The organism is Heyndrickxia faecalis (genome assembly GCF_040267745.1).
Classification (GTDB): Bacteria; Bacillota; Bacilli; order Bacillales; family Bacillaceae_C; genus Weizmannia; species Weizmannia faecalis.
In genome coordinates, this window is sequence record NZ_CP158453.1 from 1,647,262 (window position 1) to 1,660,853 (window position 13,592).

15 protein-coding genes are annotated in these 13,592 nt (G+C 48.3%); 10 read left to right on the forward strand and 5 right to left on the reverse strand.

Annotated elements, in window-relative coordinates; all coding sequences use genetic code 11:
• Positions 1 to 215 precede the first annotated feature (215 nt).
• Positions 216 to 1,586 (forward strand): C40 family peptidase, encoded by a 1,371-nt coding sequence (locus ABR335_RS07855; RefSeq protein ID WP_017550546.1) that lies wholly within the window; start codon positions 216 to 218, stop codon positions 1,584 to 1,586.
• 41 nt (positions 1,587 to 1,627) lie between these two features.
• On the opposite strand, the gene ABR335_RS07860 is transcribed toward ABR335_RS07855, so the two are convergent.
• Entirely contained in the window at positions 1,628 to 1,882 is a 255-nt protein-coding gene (locus tag ABR335_RS07860; RefSeq protein ID WP_014098002.1) for a DUF2624 domain-containing protein, read from the reverse strand.
• Between the two features lie 208 nt (positions 1,883 to 2,090).
• Between ABR335_RS07860 and ABR335_RS07865 the strand changes: the two genes are divergently transcribed.
• From ABR335_RS07865 to ABR335_RS07875, 3 genes are read left to right on the forward strand one after another with little or no spacing between them, the layout of a single operon-like run.
• Entirely contained in the window at positions 2,091 to 2,849 is a 759-nt protein-coding gene (locus ABR335_RS07865; protein ID WP_026683238.1) for a metal ABC transporter ATP-binding protein, read from the forward strand.
• Between the two features lie 14 nt (positions 2,850 to 2,863).
• Positions 2,864 to 3,721 carry a metal ABC transporter permease gene (locus tag ABR335_RS07870; protein WP_014098004.1) on the forward strand — a complete coding sequence of 286 codons (858 nt, stop codon included), beginning with the start codon at positions 2,864 to 2,866 and terminating at the stop codon, positions 3,719 to 3,721.
• Positions 3,722 to 3,723: 2 nt separating this feature from the next.
• Positions 3,724 to 4,155: a Fur family transcriptional regulator gene (locus ABR335_RS07875; protein WP_014098005.1), complete on the forward strand. Its 432-nt coding sequence runs from the start codon at positions 3,724 to 3,726 to the stop codon at positions 4,153 to 4,155.
• Between the two features lie 237 nt (positions 4,156 to 4,392).
• Here ABR335_RS07875 and ABR335_RS07880 read toward each other — a convergent pair whose 3' ends face one another.
• From ABR335_RS07880 to ABR335_RS07890, 3 genes are all read right to left on the reverse strand, one after another.
• Positions 4,393 to 4,986, reverse strand: coding sequence for a 5' nucleotidase, NT5C type (locus tag ABR335_RS07880; RefSeq protein WP_014098006.1), 594 nt, complete (start codon positions 4,984 to 4,986; stop codon positions 4,393 to 4,395).
• Positions 4,987 to 5,109: 123 nt separating this feature from the next.
• Positions 5,110 to 6,210 (reverse strand): flavodoxin-dependent (E)-4-hydroxy-3-methylbut-2-enyl-diphosphate synthase, encoded by a 1,101-nt coding sequence (gene ispG, locus ABR335_RS07885; protein WP_128890997.1) that lies wholly within the window; start codon positions 6,208 to 6,210, stop codon positions 5,110 to 5,112.
• 107 nt (positions 6,211 to 6,317) lie between these two features.
• Positions 6,318 to 6,650 carry a hypothetical protein gene (locus ABR335_RS07890; protein WP_014098008.1) on the reverse strand — a complete coding sequence of 111 codons (333 nt, stop codon included), beginning with the start codon at positions 6,648 to 6,650 and terminating at the stop codon, positions 6,318 to 6,320.
• A 182-nt stretch (positions 6,651 to 6,832) separates the two neighbouring features.
• Here ABR335_RS07890 and sodA point away from each other — a divergent pair, with 182 nt between their 5' ends.
• From sodA to ABR335_RS07905, 3 genes are all read left to right on the forward strand, one after another.
• Positions 6,833 to 7,441: a superoxide dismutase SodA gene (gene sodA, locus ABR335_RS07895; protein ID WP_017550543.1), complete on the forward strand. Its 609-nt coding sequence runs from the start codon at positions 6,833 to 6,835 to the stop codon at positions 7,439 to 7,441.
• 122 nt (positions 7,442 to 7,563) lie between these two features.
• Positions 7,564 to 8,778, forward strand: coding sequence for an MFS transporter (locus ABR335_RS07900; protein WP_017550542.1), 1,215 nt, complete (start codon positions 7,564 to 7,566; stop codon positions 8,776 to 8,778).
• Between the two features lie 102 nt (positions 8,779 to 8,880).
• Positions 8,881 to 11,058: a peptidoglycan D,D-transpeptidase FtsI family protein gene (locus tag ABR335_RS07905; RefSeq protein ID WP_017550541.1), complete on the forward strand. Its 2,178-nt coding sequence runs from the start codon at positions 8,881 to 8,883 to the stop codon at positions 11,056 to 11,058.
• 46 nt (positions 11,059 to 11,104) lie between these two features.
• Here the strand turns inward: ABR335_RS07905 and ABR335_RS07910 are convergent, their stop codons facing one another.
• The gene (locus ABR335_RS07910) at positions 11,105 to 11,461 is read right to left on the reverse strand and encodes a hypothetical protein (RefSeq protein WP_017550540.1); all 357 of its coding nucleotides are present in this window, start codon (positions 11,459 to 11,461) and stop codon (positions 11,105 to 11,107) included.
• Positions 11,462 to 11,734: 273 nt separating this feature from the next.
• Between ABR335_RS07910 and rpmG the strand changes: the two genes are divergently transcribed.
• From rpmG to ABR335_RS07925, 3 genes are all read left to right on the forward strand, one after another.
• Positions 11,735 to 11,884 (forward strand): 50S ribosomal protein L33, encoded by a 150-nt coding sequence (gene rpmG / locus ABR335_RS07915; protein ID WP_014098013.1) that lies wholly within the window; start codon positions 11,735 to 11,737, stop codon positions 11,882 to 11,884.
• A 220-nt stretch (positions 11,885 to 12,104) separates the two neighbouring features.
• Positions 12,105 to 12,281 carry a hypothetical protein gene (locus tag ABR335_RS07920; RefSeq protein ID WP_195854848.1) on the forward strand — a complete coding sequence of 59 codons (177 nt, stop codon included), beginning with the start codon at positions 12,105 to 12,107 and terminating at the stop codon, positions 12,279 to 12,281.
• Between the two features lie 100 nt (positions 12,282 to 12,381).
• Complete coding sequence (locus ABR335_RS07925; protein WP_017550537.1) at positions 12,382 to 13,536, forward strand: rhomboid family intramembrane serine protease; 1,155 nt, start codon at positions 12,382 to 12,384, stop codon at positions 13,534 to 13,536.
• Positions 13,537 to 13,592 lie beyond the last annotated feature (56 nt).

Below are 13,592 nucleotides of genomic sequence, written 5' to 3' on the forward strand. Positions count from 1 at the left end.
ATTCTTAGTGTCTCATCGTTTTTTGCATCTGGACAGTTTCAGTGGTTTTCGTTTGGCCGGGATTTTTTAAAAATAAACCTCCATTTGCAAAATGAAATATAACTGTAATCTATTTATCAAACCATCAATGCTATAATCAGAAATATCAATAGATTAATAGAACGGAATCTACACATAATGAGAAAAAGCCGATACATAGCAATGGAGGCGTTAAGGTGAATAGGAAGTTTTTGTCGTTAACCGCTGCTGCAGTGATCGCAGGCAGCGCTTTCGTCCCGCTTAGCAAAGCAAATGCAGAAACCGCTGTCAAGAGCATTCAAAACGAGGAGTCGGCCGTTAAGGAAAGCATTTCCGGCAAGCAAAACGAGATTGCGAAGATCGCAGAAAACGCGAAGCAGTTTCAGTCGGATATGGAAAAAATTTCGGCTAAGATCCGCCAAACCAATCAGAAAATCAGTGAAAAAACGCAAGAAGTGTCAGAGACGAAAGACGAGGTCGCATCGTTAAATGAAAAAATGAAAGAAACGCAAAAAAGAATAGAAGAGCGCAACAACGTGCTTGCCCGGCGTGCGCGTGACATTCAACAAAAAGGCGGAGCGGATAGTTATCTGAATGTGCTGCTTGAATCCAGCAGCCTGAGCGATTTTGTCAGCCGAGCGCAAGCGTTAACAACGTTTGTCCAAGCAGACCGCGCCATTTTAAAAGCGCAGGAAAAAGACAACAAAACATTAAATACAGCAAAAGCTGAAGTGGAAAAGAAGCTTCAGAAAGTGCAGTCGGATTTAGCTGAGCTTGAGGAGTTGAAAGAAGCAAACAAATACCAGCTTGCGGACCAGAAAAGCTTAGAAGCGGCGCTGAAGGAGCAAAAACAAGCTGCTGCAGCTGAATTGGCGAAGCTGAAAGACAAGGAAGCTTCCTTAAACGCGCAGGAAAAAGCAGCGCTCGCTGAACTGGAAAGCAAAGAGACCGAGACCGCACCATCTGCTACTGCTGCAAAATCTTCCGCGCCTCAGGAATCGAAGCAGGATGATTCCGCCTCTACCGGCACGAGCACCGGAAGAGACGATTCAAATGGAGAAACTGCGGCACATACACAGAAGGAAAAGACAAAGTCCGGATCCCGCGCAAAACATGTGGCGCGCGTACCTTCCTTTTCTGATGACGGCAGCGCTTCAAACAACGGTTCCGGAACGGTTGAAAAAGCGATCAGCGCCGGTTCAGCTTTAATCGGGCACACTTCCTATAAAATGGGCGGCGGAAGAACGAAAAGCGACATTGCAAACGGGCTTTTTGACTGCTCCTCATTTGTTCATTGGGCCTACGCACAGGCAGGCGTGAACCTGGGTGGCTCCGGTGCGAATACGGATACGCTTGCAGGGCTTGGGCAAGCGGTCAGTGCTTCGCATATGAAACGGGGAGACCTGGTCTTTTTCAATACTTATAAGTACAACGGCCATGTGGGCATTTACCTGGGCGGCGGCAAATTTCTCGATTGCAATAGTTCAGATGGCGTTTCCATCGACACCATGAGCAGCGGTTACTGGAAACAGTGCTTTAATGGCGTTGTCAGGCGCGTAGTGAAATAAGGAAGAACCGGCCGAAAAGCTTTTTCCGGCCGGTTCTTTTTCTATTTTGCCAATAAGACAAACACCCGGTTGATTTCTTTTGCGGTGAGCGGGCTTGTAATTTTTGCAATGTCTTTCAGTGCTTTGCTGCGGGCCTCGTCATCAAAGATGTCCAACTGTTTTCCCCGCACATAATCCGCGATTTTTTCCGCATCTTCGCGGCTGATTTTCACGTTAAACTGCCGCGCGTATTTAAAAAGTTCCGCGCCGGTAATGATATTCACCTTATAATTGACCATATTTTGAATCAGTTTCAATATCCATCACTCTCCCCGCTTCATGTATATGCGGGCCGGGAAGAAATGTTTCAGATGCTTATGGAAGGGGATATTGCCGCGGAGGAAGAAAAGCGATAAGAAGGCGGCAATTACCGGCATTTCCACGTGAACCCCTCCGCGCTTTACAATCTTTCGGAAAGAAGGTATAATGTTTAAATCGGAATGATTCTGATTGAGGAGTTTGCGTATGGAAGAATATGTTGTAGAAGTTTCTGGCCTCTCTTTCCGTTATGACCGGCAGAATGTGCTGGAACAGATCGATTTAAACATACCAAAGGGAGCGTTTCTCGGCATCATTGGCCCGAACGGTTCCGGAAAATCAACCCTGCTAAAGCTCATGCTCGGGCTGTTAAAACCGCAGGAAGGGGAAATCCGCCTTTTCGGCACGCCGCTCAGCCGCTTTAAAGACTGGAGCCGGATCGGTTTTGTCTCGCAAAAAGCCAATGCATTTAATACTGGTTATCCTGCGACCGTTTTAGAAGTGGTCGAAAGCGGCCTGGTGAAAAAAACCGGCCTGTTCCGTTTCCTTGGCCCCGGCGCCAGAAAAGAAGCAATGGAAGCGATCCGCTCAGTCGGGATGGAGGCGTACGCCCATCAAAATATTGGCGAGCTAAGTGGCGGCCAGCAGCAGCGTGTGTTTATCGCGCGGGCCATTGTCAGCAAGCCGGAGATTTTGATGCTGGATGAGCCGACAGTTGGTGTGGACCAGCGCCATGTCCGGTCTTTTTACGAAATGCTGGAGCAGCTGAACAGGGAATGGGGCATTACCCTGATTCTTGTCACACATGATATCGGCGCCGTTTCCGACAAAGTGACGCATGTTGCATGCTTGAACCAGCATTTATATTTCCATGGCGACATCCACGCGTTTCAGCAGTTGGATAAAGAAAAACGTTCATCCTGGTATGCCCACGATGTCCGGTTGCTGGCGCATGAACATGGGTGAGAAGGAGAAACCGAATGATTGCTGCACTTTTTCATTATCATTTTTTACAAAATACATTTTTGGCCGGCATTTTAATCGGCCTGATTGCCCCTTTGATCGGTAGTTTTATTGTCGTACGCCGTTTGTCGCTGATTGCGGATGCGCTCAGCCATGTCACATTGTCCGGGATTGCGATCAGCCTGTTTTTAAGCAGCAAGCTTTCTATTCTTGCCGGGTTGAACCCGCTTTATATTGGCACCGGCTTTTCCGTGCTCGGATCCGTGCTGATCGAGCGGTTGCGCGGGGTTTACCGGCATTATGAAGAACTTGCGATTCCGATTATCATGTCGGGCGGGATTGGCATCGGGCTGATCTTTATTTCTGTGGCCGGAGGGTATAATGTAGATTTGATGAATTACCTGTTCGGCAGCGTAAGCGCGGTAAGCCAGGCTGATCTTTGGCTCATTCTGGGGATTGCCGTCATTGTGGCGGCTGTGATCCTTTTGCTGTATAAGGAACTTTTCCTGCTTTCTTTTGATGAAGAATATGCAAAAGTGTCCGGTATTCCTGCGAAAACGATCCATTTGCTGTTTATGGTGCTGATTGCGCTTGTGATTTCGGCTGCGATGCGGATCGTGGGGATTATGCTTGTATCCGCGCTGATTACGCTCCCGGTAGCGGCCAGCATCCGCATCAGCCGGGGATTTAAACAGACCATTTTGTTTTCCGTTCTTTTTGGCGAAATTTCCGTTTTGGGCGGGCTGGTTACGGCATTTTATCTGAATTTGCCGCCCGGTGGTACAATTGTGGTGATTTCCATCGTCATTTTGCTTTTGGCGGTTTATATGAAACGATTCCGGCCCGGTGCCGGTTTGAACAAAAAGAAGGTGTGAACATGCTTTTGGATGAGGCAATTGAAATCTTGAAGGAAAACGGCTATAAGCATACAGGAAAAAGGGAAAAAATGCTCGATTTGTTTTCGGAGAGCAATAAGTATTTGACGGCAAAAGACGTGCTCGAATGGATGAAAGATGCGTATCCGGGCCTCAGTTTTGATACGATCTACAGGAATTTATCGCTTTTTGCTGAACTTGGCATACTGGAAGTGACAGAGCTGTCCGGTGAAAAGCATTTCCGTTTCAAATGCTCGACAAACCACCACCATCACCATTTTATTTGCCTGGCGTGCGGGAAGACGAAAGAAATCCCGGATTGCCCGATGCCAATGGTGAGCGGTTTGGAAGGGTATGCCATTTCCGGCCATAAGTTTGAAATTTACGGCACGTGCCCGGAATGCATGGCAGATGAAACGCGGCAAAATATTTAACAAACCCTGCTTCCGGCAGGGTTTGTTTTTGCTATATAAGTTGAACGAATGTGTTGCCAGAATCCATATCGATCCTGATCGTAGTAGATGTTGGCGCGAAAAACTGAAGTTCATTTTATGATTTTGGATATTTTTCAAGACGCCTTCCGGGAAAAATAACCCGGGCGCAGGCACGCGGGTCACCGCAAAAAGCTATCCGCAACCCAGCCTGTCCCTTACAGAAACCCGGATAAGCCCTTAATCGCGTGCGGAGCGGCTGGACTGGGTGATCCAGCGTCTGACCCAGTCATCCGCTTCTTTCCAATTTTTCACCCGGTATACATTGTCCGGGACGGGATCCCGGTTGTATGGGGTGTCAAACAGAAGGACGGGGATGCCGAGCGTTTGCGCAATGGCGGCCGCATTGTCATGTTTGTCTTCCAAAAACAAATCAACGTTGTACTTTTTTGCGGTTTCCACTTTGTGATGCGTGCCGATCAGCTCGATATGATGGTATTTCAGCTGTTGTTTTGTAAACCAGTTTTTGGTCACATCAAGGAGATAGGATGCGCGTGCGCTGATAAAATACAGCTCAAACCGGTCTGCCCATTTGTTTAACACTTCTTTTGCCCCTTTTGCAACCGGGGATTTTGCATAGATCACAGGCTCCGAGCGGATAAACCAGTCGGCAAATGTCCCGGCAGGAATATCGACGACATCTGTGATCTCATACTTCGTTAAGTCTTCATATTTCAGGTCAATGTGAAAGGCATCGTTAATGAACGGAATAAGCGTTTCAGGATCTGTCACAGTCCCGTCAATGTCAATGCCGAAACGGTATTTTTTCACCATGGTGCGCCTCCTTTTCCGTTTTGAATGTGAAGCGATCGTGCCGCCTGTTGTCCGGGCCAGGCCTGGAAGATAAAAGTTGCCGCGCATGAAGAAACACCGGCTTGTTTTACGCCGGTGTTTCGGTCAGACGGGGTTCACGTTTTGCGCGGCCTGTTTTTGGTAATACGCTTCGGCAAGCATGTCGATTTCTTTTTTCAATTCTTCTACCATTTTATCTTCCGGCACTTTCCGTATGATTTTCCCTTTGCGGAACAGGAGGCCTTCCCCGCGTGCACCGGCGATCCCAATATCCGCTTCTCTTGCTTCACCGGGGCCGTTGACGGCGCAGCCGAGGACGGAAACTTTAATCGGCGCTTTTATGGTCTGTAAATATTCTTCGACTTCGTTTGCAATGCTGATTAAATCGATCGCAATCCGGCCGCAAGTCGGGCATGAAACGAGCGTCGGGGCATTGGAGGAAAGCCCGAATATTTTCAGCAGTTCACGCGCGACTTTCACTTCTTCCACCGGGTCGGCGCTTAAAGAAATGCGGAGCGTGTTGCCGATTCCCATATTTAAAAGCGTCCCAATCCCGGCGGCACTTTTGATGGTGCCGGAAAACAGCGTCCCGGATTCAGTAATACCGAGATGGAGCGGGTAGTCAAATGTCCGGGCCGCTTTCTCGTACGCTTCGATGGCAAGGCGGACATCCGAGGCTTTCATCGAAACGATAATGTCGTGAAAATCCAGGTCTTCCAGAATCCGGATATGGTGCAGGGCGCTTTCGACCATGCCGTCTGCTGTCGGGTATCCGTATTTTTGCAAAATTGGTTTTTCAAGGCTTCCAGCATTGACGCCGATCCGGATCGGAATGCCGCGCTCTTTTGCCGCTTTCACGACCGCTTCGACTTTTTCGCGCTTGCCGATATTACCCGGGTTAATCCGGATTTTATCGACGCCGCCTTCAATTGCGATTAACGCAAGCCGGTAATCAAAGTGGATATCCGCGACAAGCGGGATATGGATTCTTTTTTTTATGTCGGGAATAGCCCTTGCCGCCCGTTCATCCGGGACGGCAACGCGCACGATCTGGCAGCCTGCTTCTTCAAGCCGCTCAATCTGGCGGACAGTTGCATCGACATCATGTGTTTTCGTCGTCGTCATACTTTGAATGAATAATTCATTGCTGCCCCCGATCGTCAAGTTACCTACCTTGACAGGGCGCGTTTTTGTACGGTGTATGATCTCACCCAAGGATATTCGCTCCTTTAATGATCTATCAGTCCATAAACATTTTACCAACTTACATTTTACCAATTTACTGCCCCGATTGACAAGCCATACTCCGGTTTTTACCGGGATTCGCCGTAAATGGGAAACCGGTATGTTTGTCCAATTTGGATGTCTTCCGGTGCAATTCCGCCGTTTAGTTTGCTGAAATCGCGGATCACTTTTTCAATCGAAGGCGCCGTCCCGCCTGATATTTTTTTGACAATCGTAAGCACCGTGTCACCGGAATGGACCTTGGCTGTGACATACGGACCGTGGGTTGTTTCAGGTTGTATGGCAACGTTTTTTTCGGTTGTTTCTTTAGCATTCGTCGGGATTGTGCCTGCGTGGAGATCGTAGTAGATGCTGTAAGAGATAAGGGCAACGATAAAGAGCGCAAATATTTTTTTCAACATGGACATTCCCTCCTTTTATGAGTGCTACCAGTATATGCCGGTATGCTGTAATTAGAACCCGGGATGATTCTCAAAAATGCAGGCGAAAAATTTGCCATTTATCAATCGGTTTTGGTACATTAAATATGACAAATCTTTGAATCTTTTCGGTTCAAAACACTACATAAAGGAGGAATAAAGATATGACGTACACTTTACCGCAATTGCCGTATGCGTATGATGCCCTGGAGCCTTATATTGACAAGGAAACGATGAACATCCACCATACGAAGCACCATAATACTTATGTCACCAATTTGAACAAAGCGTTGGAAGGCCATGACGACCTTGCTTCCAAATCCGTTGAGGACTTAATTTCGGATTTGAATGCGGTTCCGGAAGAAATCCGTACAGCGGTTCGCAACAACGGCGGGGGACATGCCAACCATTCGCTGTTCTGGACGTTGCTTTCGCCAAATGGCGGCGGCGAACCTAAAGGCGCGCTGCTTGACGCGATCAACAGCAAATTCGGCAGCTTTGAAAAATTCAAAGAACAATTTGCAGCGGCTGCAGCAGGCCGTTTCGGTTCCGGCTGGGCATGGCTTGTTGTCAATAACGGCGAGCTTGAAATTACAAGCACCCCGAACCAAGACAACCCGCTTTCCGAAGGCAAAAAACCGGTTCTTGGCCTTGATGTTTGGGAACATGCTTACTACTTGAAATACCAAAACCGCCGTCCAGAATATATTTCTGCATTCTGGAATGTCGTGAACTGGGACGAAGTGGAAAAACTGTACGAAGCAGCGAAATAATCGCGATCCATTTAAAAAAGGGCGTGCCGCGCCATTTGCGTGCACGCCCTTTTTGCATGCGCCCGTGCATAAACGCCCCCGTTTTTCAAAACAATATAGGGGAATGGGGGGAGTTTTGATTTATGAAGCATGTGCAAAAATGGTTCGGAGATATAGAACTGTCAAAAGATCTGCTGCTGCTGCTTGCGATCGGCGGGCTTTATTCTTTAAGCATTTCTCTGTCCAATTCTTTCGTTAACATATATTTATGGAAGCAGACAGGGAAGTACATAGATCTGGCGGTATATAATTTATCGGTTGTTATCCTGCAGCCGCTCACTTTTATCATCGCGGGAAGATGGGCGAAAAAAGTGGACAGGGTCATGGTGTTCAGGATCGGGGTTGCCTTTTTGGCGCTGTTTTATTTAAGCGTGCTGTTTTCGCGGGGGCATGCCGGCGATTTTATCGTTTTGCTTGGCGGGCTGCTCGGGATCGGCTATGGCTTTTACTGGCTCGCCTATAACGTGCTGACGTTTGAAATTACGGAGCCCGAGACGAGGGATTTTTTTAACGGCTTTATGGGGGCATTCGGATCCATCGGCGGCATGGCCGGACCGTTTGCCGCCGGGCTGATCATTTCAGCGATCGGGAAAAGCGGTTATACGGTCGTTTTTGCGCTCTCCCTCATCCTGTTTGCTCTTGCCGTCGTCCTCAGTTTTTTTATTGCACCACGACCTGCACACGGCCGTTATTTGTTTAAGCAAATCGTAAAGGAACGGCATCGCAACCCGAATTGGAAACGGATTACAAGCGCCCATTTTGTTCAAGGTTTAAGGGATGGCACGTTTGTGTTTATGATTTCCGTTTTCGTGTTCCTTTCCACGGGGAGCGAGCTTTCTCTCGGCACGTTCGGGTTGATCAATTCCTGCCTGCAGTTTCTCGGGTACACGCTCGTTGCCCGTTATATAAAAATCAAACACCGCCAGCGCTCCATTTTTTTAGGCGGACTGCTTCTGTATGCGGCCGTGTTTTTGTTTATTTTTGAAGTCACCTATCCGAGAATGCTGCTTTATGCCGCAACGATTGCGATTGCTTACCCGCTTCTGCTTGTCCCATATAATTCGATGACATACGATGTGATCGGCAGGGCATGGAAAGCAGCGGAAGCACGGATTGAGTATGTTGTCGTGCTTGAAATATTTACCAATGCCGGCAGAGTCGCTTCGATTTTGCTTTTCATTGCAGCCGTCACTTTTTTCAACAGCCAGGTAAGCATCCGCGTGCTGATGCTTGTGATTGGGGCAGGGCATTTATGCATTTCGCTTTTTACAAGGAATATCCGGATTGGGGATATGTAAGGCCGCCGTTTCCAAAAATGGCGGTATTTTTTATAGCCATGTCCGCACTTTTTCGCTAAAATGGAATGTATAGCCGATGGCGAAGGGAGGAGCAGAAAAAGGTTGAAGAAAAAGAAGCGAAAAAAGCGGTCGCATATTCCATTTAGAATGAACATGCTGTTCTTTGCTGTTTTTGTGCTTTTTTCGGTCTTAGTCGTGCGTCTGGGCATCGTGCAGATTGTCTACGGCCAGGATTACAAAAAAGAACTTGAACAGACGGAAGACAAGACGATCCATACTTCTGTTCCAAGAGGAAGAATTCTTGACCGGAACTATAAAGTGATTGTGGGCAATAAAGCGCTGAAGGCGATCACATATACGAGAACCCAGGCGGATGACAACGGGAAAATGCTGAAAGTGGCAAGGAAACTCGGGGAAATCATCAAAGTGCCGGATGCGGATGTGAAACGGCTAACGGACCGGGATAAAAAAGACTTTTGGATCCTGACCCATCCGAAAGCGGCAAAACAGCTCGTTTCCAAAGCGGAACAGGCAAAGCTCGACAACGACAGCGACAAAATATACAAGTTGCAGCTGAATCGGATTACGAAACAGGATCTGGATTCACTGTCGCGGGATGATCTCAATGTGCTCGCGATCTACAGCAAAATGTCGGCCGGCTATGTGCTGTCCCCGCAAATTATCAAAAACACGGACGTGACGAATAAAGAGTATGCGACTGTGAGCGAGAATCTTTCAGCGCTGCCGGGCGTGGATATTACAACCGACTGGGAGCGGAACTATGTGTTCAAAGAGGCAAACAGCAACGATTCGGTTTTGGGGTCAATCCTTGGCGATGTGACAACCGAAAAAGAAGGCCTGCCTGCCGATAAGGAACAGTACTACACGGCCCGCGGATACAGCCGCAATGACCGCGTCGGGAAAAGTTACATTGAACAGCAGTATGAAGATGTCTTAAACGGCGAAAAAGAAAAAGTGGAAGCGAAGCAGGATAAAAAAGGAAATGTCATCTCTTCAAAAGTAATCAGCAAAGGGAAGCCGGGCAGCGACCTTGTTTTGTCTGTTGACATTGACCTGCAAAGAGAAGTTGAAAAAATTATTACCGATGAAATCAAAGCGGCCCGCGCAAGCAATCCGCTTGTTGACCGTGCCTTTGTCACCGTTATGAACCCGAATACCGGTGAAGTGCTGACAATGGCCGGCAAGCAGGTGGTCACAAAAAACGGGTCTGCGAAAATCAAGGACTTTGCACTTGGGAATATGACAACTGCTTATCCTTCGGGTTCTGCAGTGAAAGGTGCGACTGTTTTGACCGGGTATCAGACCGGGGCCATTTCGCCCGGGAGTGTATTTGTCGACCAGCCGCTCCATTTCGCCAGCACCCCTGTGAAAAAATCGTGGGTGACGTCTGGTTTTGGTGCGATTAACGACTTAAAGGCCCTGCAGGTTTCATCAAACGTATATATGTTCCGGACGGTCATGGCGATCGGCGGGCAGCACAATTATGTACCGAATGGCTCGCTTAATATTGACAAAATGAAAACGATCCGGACATTGCGCAAATATTTTGCCCAATTCGGGCTAGGTGTTAAAACCGGTATTGATCTTCCGGGTGAAGTCGGCGGCTATCAAACGGAAGTCCCGCCGAACAGCGGGAACGTGCTCGACTTTGGGATCGGGCAGTTTGACACGTATACTGCGCTTCAGCTCTGCCAGTATGTTTCCACGATTGCAAACGGCGGTTATCGCGTGCAGCCGCATATTGCGAAGGAAATCCGTGAACCGAGCCCGGACGGCAAGACACTCGGGCCTGTCGAAAAAGAAATCGGCACGACGGTCTTAAACCGTGTGGATATGAAGGAGTCATACATCAACCGCGTCAAACAAGGTTTTTATAACGTGGTGAACGTTCCCCACGGAACAGCTTACGGGCGGATTGATTCCAGTCTGAAAGTGGCAGGGAAAACCGGGACGGCACAGGCTGTTTATGGCGGTGAACTGGTGGAAAAATACGATGCGGCCGGAAGGGCACATCCTTCCATTTGGTCAGATGCATGGAATTCCACCTTTGTCGGTTATGCGCCTTACAATCACCCGGAAATTGCCATTTCGGTTGTTGTGCCATGGTCTTACATGGGAGGCGCATCCGACCCGCACACAAATTTAAAGATTGCGAACCGTGTGTTTAAAGCTTATTTTAACCTGAAGAAAAAAGAAGAAAGCCATGCTGCCAACACGGCCGTACCAACAGCCGAAAACGGGGCAGGCGGTTCGAACTAATGGCTGCGATCAAAAACGGATAACGGGGTTTCCCGCTATCCGTTTTCTATTCCATGGCACCCGTAATGATGCGCTTCACTTCGTTTACAGGGAGGGCGGACTGCCTTGCAATCTGTTCGAATGAAAGACCTTGCCGGAACAAAGCGAGCACCTGGTTTTTTACAATTTCATTGACCGGCATCCTTTCGCCGGACGAATCCGGAAGAAGCGGGTCGGCTCCAGGCGCCATGAATTCTTCTTCGAGCGTCTGTAATCTTTTTTTGATCTGGTACGTTTCCTGGAAAAATTTTAAAGACAAATCTTCCAGTTCCTGTTCTACCAGATGCACGCGGTCCTGGCGGAAAAACGAAATAAGAAACAATACCACAGAAAGCGCCAGTAACACCATCAGCGTCATAACCATCCATTTCTCTCCTTTTTCATTGCAAAGTACTATTGTTAGTTATATCATGATTTTCCGGTGAAGTGTACCGCCTTTCTGGCAAGAGGGGGCGAAATCGTGCAAGAAAAGGGGGAGCGGCGGACTTGCCCCCATTCAAGTGAAAATTTCACCTATACCGGCAGCCGGCGGGAAGAACGGTTTTGCCCGAAAAAACATACTGGCAATCGTCTGTGAAAAATGCTATGATAGATAAGTCGTATGCACGATCGATTGAGAAAGATGGAGGGATGAAACATGCGTGTAAACATTACACTGGCTTGCACGGAATGCGGTGAGCGTAACTATATTACAACGAAAAATAAACGTACGACCCCGGACCGTATTGAATTGAAAAAATATTGCCCGCGGGACAAACGTGCAACCGTACATCGCGAAACAAAGTAAACAGCAGGCGTTTTCCTGCTGTTTTTTCTTTTGCCGGGACTTACATATAAAATGAACTGAAGTTTTTACATTGAAACAAGGTCATCCATTTGCACAGATTTCTTTTTGCAGCCGGCAACAAAGTAGCGATGTTTCGCTCATTTTATATAGCGGATAATTTTTCTCCCGGCAGGAAAAATAGAAATGAGTTGCGGAAAATTTTTTTGGGGGAGGAATCGCCATGAACAGATGGCTGAAGTGGATGGCGGTACTGCTTCTGTTTTCAGCAGCTTACCGGAACCGTTACCGGGTATTAAACACTGTATTGGGGTACGGCCCTGCGAGAAAATTGGCGGTCACGGCAGCAATGCGGATTCCAGGATTGCGGTCACGCGTCATGGGCCAGATTTTTCAATAACGGCGAAAAAAGGGCGGGTGTAAAAGGCCAAACGCTTTACACTCCGCTCTTTTTTTCGATATAGTTAGGATAAAATGGATGGAAAAAGGCAGGGGAAATCGTGAACAGCAGGGCAGATGTTTTGTTTTGGGCAATCAGCCGCCATTTTGTCGTGGAAAATGAGTACCGGATCATGTTTTTGAGTGAAAACCGGGATGAAATGTGGCTTGCCAATCCAAAAAAGAAGAATTTGCCGCTTGTGCGCCTTTTGCGGTATGACATCGACTGGGGCAACTGGTTGTACCGCGACATCCGTGATTGTTGCGCACAGGCTGAAGATTTATGCAAACAAATAAGACGGCTTGCTCCGCGCGTACTCAATATTTATGTGAGTGCGTATGCGCCGGTTGACGATTATGAAATTTATTTGGATGAACCGATGCATATTAATGGCGGAAAAACGGAACTCCACAGCGTATTGATTGAAGGGGAGAATCCTGATCCCGGGATCAGCAAGCTGCGTCAGTTTACGGAAGGCCGGCTTGCGATTGCGCCCGAAACCATGGGTGGGGACCCCTATGCATTACAGCGGATGGTGTTCGCAGCCGAGGCGCAACGGGAAGAGGAGGAACGGCAGCTGTTTGATGCGGGCAGGCCGTTTTTTACATACGTCTTTCTGGCCGTACAGATTGCCGTGTTTATTATCATGTCGCTTACCGGCGGGACGCAGAATACGCAAAACCTGATTCGTTTCGGCGCCAAGTACAACCCGCTGATTATGGAAGGGCAATATTGGCGGCTGATTACGCCGGTTTTTATTCACATCGGGATCATGCACCTTTTTATGAATTCGCTCTCTTTATATTACATCGGGCCGCTTGTCGAACGGATTTACGGTAAGGCGCGTTTTGCCCTGATTTATTTGTTCGCCGGGTTTACAGGCTGCCTGGCCAGCTTCCTGTTTTCGCCAAGCCTTTCTGCCGGCGCAAGCGGTGCGATTTTTGGCTTGTTTGGCGCTTTGCTTTACATCGGGACGGCTTACCGCGATCTTTTTTTCCGGACAATGGGATCGAGTGTCATTACGCTCATCATCATTAATCTCGTTTTCGGCTTCTCCGTTTCCGGCATTGACAATTTCGGGCATCTTGGCGGGCTTTTCGGCGGTTTTCTCGCAGCATGCATCGTCCACTTTCCGAAACGGAAGCGCATCGGTGTACAGCTTCCGGCTCTTCTTCTTGCCGCTTTCCTCGTTTATATGGGCCTGCGCGGCGTCTAATAAAGTATGCCCCCCGTTTCGGTTCCGGCCCGCTTCTTTGGCGTGCAAGCGCGGGC

Coding starts and splice junctions, on each gene's coding strand:
- ABR335_RS07875 (WP_014098005.1), top strand. CDS start 3,724: ATGCTTTTGGATGAGGCAATTGAAATCTTGAAGGAAAACGGCTATAAG.
- sodA (WP_017550543.1), top strand. CDS start 6,833: ATGACGTACACTTTACCGCAATTGCCGTATGCGTATGATGCCCTGGAG.
- ABR335_RS07910 (WP_017550540.1), bottom strand. CDS start 11,461: ATGGTTATGACGCTGATGGTGTTACTGGCGCTTTCTGTGGTATTGTTT.
- ABR335_RS07920 (WP_195854848.1), top strand. CDS start 12,105: ATGAACAGATGGCTGAAGTGGATGGCGGTACTGCTTCTGTTTTCAGCA.
- ABR335_RS07890 (WP_014098008.1), bottom strand. CDS start 6,650: ATGTTGAAAAAAATATTTGCGCTCTTTATCGTTGCCCTTATCTCTTAC.
- ABR335_RS07880 (WP_014098006.1), bottom strand. CDS start 4,986: ATGGTGAAAAAATACCGTTTCGGCATTGACATTGACGGGACTGTGACA.
- ABR335_RS07870 (WP_014098004.1), top strand. CDS start 2,864: ATGATTGCTGCACTTTTTCATTATCATTTTTTACAAAATACATTTTTG.
- rpmG (WP_014098013.1), top strand. CDS start 11,735: ATGCGTGTAAACATTACACTGGCTTGCACGGAATGCGGTGAGCGTAAC.
- ABR335_RS07900 (WP_017550542.1), top strand. CDS start 7,564: ATGAAGCATGTGCAAAAATGGTTCGGAGATATAGAACTGTCAAAAGAT.
- ABR335_RS07865 (WP_026683238.1), top strand. CDS start 2,091: ATGGAAGAATATGTTGTAGAAGTTTCTGGCCTCTCTTTCCGTTATGAC.